The following is a 6,066-nucleotide window of genomic DNA, read 5'->3' as shown; positions in this document are numbered from 1 at the left end:
GGGATCGGGGGAGTGGATGGGTGGATGGGTGGATGGGTGATGGTTCCTGAGCGGAGTCGTTCGCGCTAGCGTCTCCCATCGGGAGAAAGGGGGTGGATGGGTAATCGCTTTCCTCGACGGGGAGGTTTGGGGAGCGGTTTGAATTTTGAATTTTGAATTTTGAACTTTGAACTGAATCGCCGGTAAAGACGGTGATCAGGTCTTGGAGATCGGTAACGGTGACGGTTTCGTCGAGGGCGACGACGAGGGTTTCGCCGTCGAGCACGCGCAGGTTGATGCGATGGGCGGCGGCGCGGGCGAGGATGGTAGCTTGGGCATCGCCTACGGTTACCCGCAGCGTGTCGAACGTAGGTTCTTTACCCAGTTCGAAACCCGCTTCAGCTAGGGCGTGAGCTAGGGTTTGGGTCTGGTGGTGAATGCGGGATGCGATCGCCCGCAGCCCCTCCGGTCCGTGATACACCGCGTACATGCTGGCCATAATCGCCAGCAGCACCTGAGCGGTACAGATGTTGCTGGTGGCGGCGTCGCGGCGAATGTGCTGCTCGCGGGTTTGCAGGGTCAGACGCAGGGCGGGGTTGCCGTAGGTGTCTTTAGAAACGCCCACCAGGCGACCGGGCAGCTTGCGGGCAAAGCTGTTGCGGGTGGCAAAGAAGGCGGCATGGGGGCCACCATAGCCCAGGGGCACGCCAAAGCGCTGGGTGTTGCCTACAACCACGTCAGCGCCAAACTCGCCGGGGGAGCGCAGCAGGGTCAGGCTGAGTAGGTCGGCGGCAACAGTGACTAGGGCATGGTGGGCGTGGGCCTGGGTGGCGAAATCTTCGTAGTCGTAGATAGCGCCATCGGTGGCGGGGTACTGCAGCAGCACCCCAAACACAGGCGCATCAAAGCTAAAGCTGCGGTGGTCACCCACTATGACCTCAATACCCAGGGGTAGGGCGCGGGTTTTGACCACGTCAATAGTTTGGGGATGGCAGGTGGCCGAGACCCAAAAGGTTTTAGCCGCTTTCTGTTTGCGGGCGTTGAAAGCCAGGGTCATGGCCTCAGCGGCGGCGGTGCCTTCGTCCAGCAGGGAGGCATTGGCAATGTCCATCCCGGTTAAATCGGTCACCAGGGTTTGAAAATTGAGCAGCGCCTCTAGCCGTCCCTGGGCAATTTCGGGCTGGTAGGGGGTGTATTGGGTGTACCAGCCGGGGTTTTCGAGCACGTTGCGCTGAATGACCGCCGGAGTTAGTGTATTGGCGTAGCCCAGACCCAGGTACGATCGCCACACCTGGTTTTGGCTTGCGATTCTTTTTAGGTGCTCAAGGGCAGCCGCTTCGCCTAAGCCCTGGGGCAGATCGAGAGGCTGATTGAGCCGAATTGTAGCTGGCACAGTGGCCTTGATCAACTCCTCCAGAGAGGCGTAGCCCAGAGCCTCTAGCATCGCCTTTGCGTCGCGTTCTGCTGGCCCCAGGTGACGGGCAACAAAGGGGCTGAAGGGCTCAGCGGTAGGGGCGAGAGAGGGATTGCCGTTGTACCCCAGGGACAGGGTTGCGGTATCAAGGGTGCTGGGCTCTGGAGAAAGTTGTGTCATACCCGTCTATGGATGGCTCCAAAATCAAAGGCCGAAATCAAAAACAAATACTCGGTGGTGCTGAGGCGAGTGAACCTCCTTCATATCTTGAAACATCCGGGGCAAATTTGCCGCAGCCTGAGCTAGGGAGCTGAGCGCTAGCTAAGCTAGCTGATCCACAAAGGGCGCGATCGCCGCTGCGGTTTCCTGGGGCTTTTCCAAATGGGGTACGTGGCCGCACTGGGGCACCCAAACCAGCTTACAGTCGGCGATTGCGGCTTCAAACCGACGCGCATCTTTGGTGCCCAAGATCTTGTCCTGCTCGCCCCAAATCACCAGGGTAGGGCAGGCAATTTGAGCAATTTTTGCCGTCAAAAAGTTGTAGCCGCCGCTCTTGGTAAAGGCAATTAGCGCCTCCTTCCAGCCGGAGCACTGCAGGTGCAAAGCAGCGCACAGTTGGGCATCGGGTGTTACGAACGCTTTGTTGAAGTAGGCCTGACGACTAATGTTGCGCCGCACTTTGGGGTTGCGCAAAAAGGCGGTAGCCCAGCTGTCCAGCGGTGGCACCATCAGATTGCCCATGGCTGGCCCGGCGGCAAAGCCAGCGGCATCGAGCAGCACCAGTCCGGCGACCGCTTCGGGATAGGTGAGGGCAAAGTCGATGGCGGCGGCCCCACCCATCGACGCGCCCACCAGCACCACCGGGCGATCGATCATCTGCTGCCAAAAGCTATGCAGGTGAACCTTAATGGCACCGGGGGAGAGGCTGGGGCAAAGGGTGCGATCGCTAAACCCAAACCCTAGCAAATCAACGGCCCAAGCACGGGGCAGGAGTGGCAGCAGCCGACGAAACTCAAGCAGTGAGCTATCAAATCCGGGAATCAGCAGCAGGGGCGGCGTGCTGCCGCTATCTGTTCCTGCCACGTAGGCCGTAGGAATAGCTGCTTCAGTCAGTGGCGTGTTGATCGCCGCCATCTGAACCCGATCCGCCAGTGCGATCGAGGTGGGTTCACTTAGCCCCGCAGCGGCGGCGGGCAACACAGAAACAGCCATAGCGCGTAGAAATAATTGAAACCTGCTGCTTATTCTTACGCATTCTCACACCCTGGGCGAGGCTACCTAAAAGATTCGCGCTTACTGGTGCAGGTTGATCTGATGCGACCCAATGGCGATGCCATATTCACCGTAGATGTCTTGCCCTAGCAGGCCGTAGCTGCCGCCGATGGCGACTATCACCTGTTCGCGACGGAGGCCACCCAATTCCACCGCATCCACATAGGCAATGGGCAGGCTCACTACGCTGCCGTCAGCGATTCTGGCCTGGGTTGTACCCACGATTGTGGCCCCCACGGCCTGGGCCATTTCTACCGTAATCAGGGTACCGGTTGCCCCAGTATCAAACAGCATTGGGAAGGTTTGCGTGCCGCTGCTGCCGCGCAGGGTAACGTCGACAATGGGGGTGCCCCCCTGCCGCCGCTGAATTGGAATTTGAGCTACCAGTCCGGCTGGTAAAGCCGCTTTGGGGGCGGGGGTAAGGGCCGCCGCTGGGGCAATAGACCCCGTGGCCCGGTTCTGAGCCGCTGCTAAATGCTGCTTATACTCCTGGGCTTTGGTTTGGGCCTGAGCGCGGTTGGGGCTGCTGCTGGGCACCTGGTCCATCAGGGCGATCGCCTGTTGCCAACGACTGGCAGCCAGCTGCCAATCGGCCTTTGACTGAGCCGACTGACCAATGGCGACAGCGCTGGTGGCCCGATTCACCGCCTCGCGAAAGGAATCTGGGGTCGCTGAGGGAGGCACCGGGGCTGGCTCGGCAACAGATACAGTGGGCTGCTCAGGGGCGATCGCCGCTTCTTCTGAAACCCCAGCGGATTTCTCCATCGAAGCCGACGGCAGCACCGTGTTTAGAGATAGGCCGCAGCCCGCCAAGCTCCAGACCATCGTCCCCAGCATGAACCTACTTGCGATCGCCCAGGCTCTCCCCATCGTTTTGCTCCACCTGATTAAATGCTTAACTTGCAACCCAGGATTCCCCATCCGCGCATGGTCTTGGTCATCGCCTACCAATGTACCAAGCGTCTGAGTCCAGCCAGTGTTGAGCGCATACCCAGTTGGTGGGCTGACAGAACGTCATTCTTTTGTGACTTAAACCTCTTTGTAAGCATCCCATGTCATAGACAATGGCTGAAAGCTAGTCTTTTGGGCTTAGGATAATAGCGATTCGTAGCGCTGAGCAACTCCCATGGTTTTTCCTGATGCCCCTCCTGCTGTGCTGGTTTTAGCCGATGGTTCGGTGTTTCGGGGATGGTCCTTTGGGGCACCGGGCACCGTTATGGGTGAGGTCGTCTTCAACACCGGCATGACGGGATATCAAGAAGTTATGACCGACCCCAGCTACTGCGGTCAAATTGTCACCTTCACCTACCCCGAGTTGGGCAACACTGGCGTTAACCCCGACGACGAAGAATCGAGTCGGCCTCATATTCGGGGCGCGATCGCCCGCAACGTCTGCGACATTCCTAGCAACTGGCGCTCGACTCAGTCATTGCCCAACTATCTCAAGACCCACAAAATTCCCGGTATTTTTGGTATTGATACTCGCGCCCTCACTCGCAAACTGCGTACGGTAGGGGCCATGAATGGGGCTATTTCAACGACCGTGCTTGACCCCGAAGAGTTGCTGCGTCAGCTTCAGGATGCCCCTCCAATGGCTGGTCTAAATCTGGTCGACCAAGTTACCACCGACCAAGTTTACGAGTGGACTGAGGGCACCGACCCCGTTTGGGAATTTGGCCCTTCGGCTCCAACCCCAGGCGATCAGCCCCTGCTGACGGTCGTGGCCGTTGATTTTGGCGTTAAGCGCAATATTTTACGTCGTCTGGCCAGCTACGGCTGTCGGGTGATTGTGGTGCCTGCCAGCACCACGCCAGAGCAAATCATGAGCTATCAGCCCGACGGTATCTTCCTTTCTAACGGCCCCGGCGACCCAGCGGCGGTAGCCAAAGCCCCAGAACTGGTGCAGGCGCTGATGAGTTATTCGCTACCCACCTTTGGCATCTGCATGGGCCATCAGATTTTGGGACTGTCGTTGGGGGCTTCGACCTTTAAGCTGCGGTTTGGTCACCGGGGGCTCAACCAACCCTGCGGCCTGGAGCGTCAGGTAGAAATTACCAGCCAAAACCACGGGTTTGCCCTAGATGCCACCTCCATTCCCGAAGATACGGTGACAGTAACCCATCTGAACCTGAACGACCAGACCGTAGCGGGGCTGGCCCACAAGACCCTGCCGCTGTTTTCGGTGCAGTACCACCCTGAGGCCAGCCCTGGCCCTCACGATGCCGATTATTTGTTTGCTAAGTTTGTAGACACCATACGCAGCCATCGCCAATCGCTTTTGCCGCTCTAGGGTCAGAACGTTTTTGAGTTATCTCTAGCGTCTTTAGGTAGAAACTAGCAAAATTTAGCCAAACCGCTATATGCTGTCTGTCTAAAGTAGAGCGCTAGTTCTAAGTTTGTTGGAGGTCTGGCTTGGGTTTTAAGCGTCGCGGCTTACCCGTACGGTTTCACCCCTTGCGGGCAGCAGTATCCTGACCTATATTTAACGTCGAACTGGAGCACCGAGGAGGTTTCCCATCGCTGAATCTCTAACCCTGACCGTAAGTTTACGAGGCACTCGCGATGTCAGGGGAACCTATCAACTTTTTCGCCTCACAGGCCTATTAGATGCGTTCTCGGAACCTGCCTTTCGTAAGGCAATGACCAAGTACGTAGAGGCTGGGCCAACCAATATCATCCTTGACCTGGCCGCTATTGATTTTGTCGATAGCTCTGGCCTAGGTGCCCTCGTGCAGCTAGTTAAAAAAGCTACGACCGAAGGCGGCACCGTTCAGGTTGTGACCAATCCCCGCGTGACCCAAACCGTCAAGCTGGTGCGGTTAGAGAAGTTTCTATCGCTACAACCCTCAGTGGATGATGCGATCGCCAACCTCGACAACCCGCCCAGTGAGTAGTCCCCGTGCGCCATTGGCCTAGCCAGAGGTAGCCGTGGCTGAACTGTCCCCCGAACATTCTCCTCCCAGCCTGCAGTGGCTGCTCCAGTTCAGCGCGTGCAATTCTGCCACAGCGCTTTCACCTGAGCAGGCCCAGGCCTTGTCGCCTGTGGCCCTGGCCTACATTGGCGATGCGGTGTATGAGTTGTTCGTGCGGGGCGCTCTTTTACAGCCCCCCAAACGCATTCAGGCCTTTCATCAGCAGGTGGTCAATCAGGTGCGGGCGGAGCGGCAGGCCTACCAGGTGCAGCAGCTCATGCCGCTACTGACCGTGGTCGAGCAAGATTTGCTGCGTCGGGGGCGCAACGCTTCGTCGCGCGGTCCCCGACGAGTTGATAGCCAAATTTACCAGCAGTCCACCGGGTTTGAAGCCCTGGTGGGCTATCTTTATTTGACCAATCCTAGCCGTCTGGCCGATCTGCTGAGCGCGTTAGACCTATCAACGACTGAGTAACAGAACGAGTTTTG

Annotated in this window: 6 protein-coding genes; 3 read left to right on the top strand and 3 right to left on the bottom strand. The window is 58.1% G+C overall.

Annotated features, from left to right (window positions below):
* The 3 genes from IQ273_RS09070 to IQ273_RS09060 form a co-directional block, all read right to left on the bottom strand.
* On the bottom strand, positions 1–1,573 hold a 1,573-nt coding region (locus IQ273_RS09070; protein WP_397197403.1), incomplete at its 3' end, for a glycine dehydrogenase.
* Between the two features lie 141 nt (positions 1,574–1,714).
* A complete protein-coding gene (locus IQ273_RS09065) occupies positions 1,715–2,605 on the bottom strand; it encodes an alpha/beta fold hydrolase (RefSeq protein ID WP_194022844.1) in 891 nt (296 codons plus the stop codon).
* An 81-nt stretch (positions 2,606–2,686) separates the two neighbouring features.
* The gene (locus IQ273_RS09060) at positions 2,687–3,535 is read right to left on the bottom strand and encodes a TIGR02281 family clan AA aspartic protease (protein WP_228052615.1); all 849 of its coding nucleotides are present in this window, start codon (positions 3,533–3,535) and stop codon (positions 2,687–2,689) included.
* A 256-nt stretch (positions 3,536–3,791) separates the two neighbouring features.
* Here IQ273_RS09060 and carA point away from each other — a divergent pair, with 256 nt between their 5' ends.
* The 3 genes from carA (at position 3,792) to IQ273_RS09045 (ending at position 6,052) form a co-directional block, all read left to right on the top strand.
* Complete coding sequence (gene carA / locus IQ273_RS09055) at positions 3,792–4,955, top strand: glutamine-hydrolyzing carbamoyl-phosphate synthase small subunit (RefSeq protein WP_194022843.1); 1,164 nt, start codon at positions 3,792–3,794, stop codon at positions 4,953–4,955.
* Between the two features lie 226 nt (positions 4,956–5,181).
* Positions 5,182–5,559 (top strand): STAS domain-containing protein, encoded by a 378-nt coding sequence (locus IQ273_RS09050; protein ID WP_194022849.1) that lies wholly within the window; start codon positions 5,182–5,184, stop codon positions 5,557–5,559.
* A 34-nt stretch (positions 5,560–5,593) separates the two neighbouring features.
* Positions 5,594–6,052 (top strand): ribonuclease III domain-containing protein, encoded by a 459-nt coding sequence (locus tag IQ273_RS09045; RefSeq protein WP_313898056.1) that lies wholly within the window; start codon positions 5,594–5,596, stop codon positions 6,050–6,052.
* Positions 6,053–6,066: the final 14 nt, after the last annotated feature.

Source organism: Nodosilinea sp. LEGE 07298 (genome assembly GCF_015207265.1).
Lineage (GTDB): Bacteria > Cyanobacteriota > Cyanobacteriia > Phormidesmidales > Phormidesmidaceae > Nodosilinea.
Note: the sequence above shows the minus strand (reverse complement) of the source record. Positions and strands in the feature narration are given on the sequence as shown.